Origin of the sequence: Rhodomicrobium sp. Az07 (assembly GCF_018619475.1) — a bacterium.
Lineage (GTDB): Bacteria > Pseudomonadota > Alphaproteobacteria > Rhizobiales > Rhodomicrobiaceae > Rhodomicrobium.
The window spans coordinates 1-508 of sequence record NZ_JAHFZG010000051.1; the positions used below are offsets into that span (position 1 = coordinate 1).

General features: G+C 64.0%; 1 pseudogene. It reads right to left on the reverse strand.

Annotation, left to right across the window (positions count from 1 at the left end):
- Window positions 1-508, reverse strand: a pseudogene (locus KKP04_RS16030) (IS5 family transposase); the annotation flags it as partial.

The following is a 508-nucleotide window of genomic DNA, read 5'->3' on the forward strand; positions in this document are numbered from 1 at the left end:
CTAGGTCACCGACTCGTAAGCCCGCAGCCAGATACGGACTGACGCAAGCTTGACGGATGCGAGGAAATTGTCGTCGCGCTTGTCGTATCGGGTTGCGACGGCGCGGAAATGTTTGATTTTGTTGAAGAAGCGCTCGACGGCGTTGCGCTGCCGGTAGAGCCACGCGGAGAAGGCCGGACGCTTCTTCCGGTTCGGCATGAGCTTGATGTTGCCCCACGCGCCGCGCTGTTCGAGGGCGTGGCGCAAGCCGTCGCTGTCATAGGCGCGGTCGGCGAGCAGGATCGCGCCGGCCTTGACCTCGTCCAGCATGTCCTCGGCCGAGCGGCCGTCATGCGCCTGCCCCTCGGTGAGTTTCAACGCGATCGGCAGGCCGTTGGCGTCGACGAGTGCGTGGATCTTCGTCGTCAGGCCGCCGCGCGAGCGACCCATGCAACGGGATCGGACGGCTTTTTTTTTCCGTTGGCCGCGTGCTGATGGACGCGGATCGACGACGAGTCGATCATCTGGA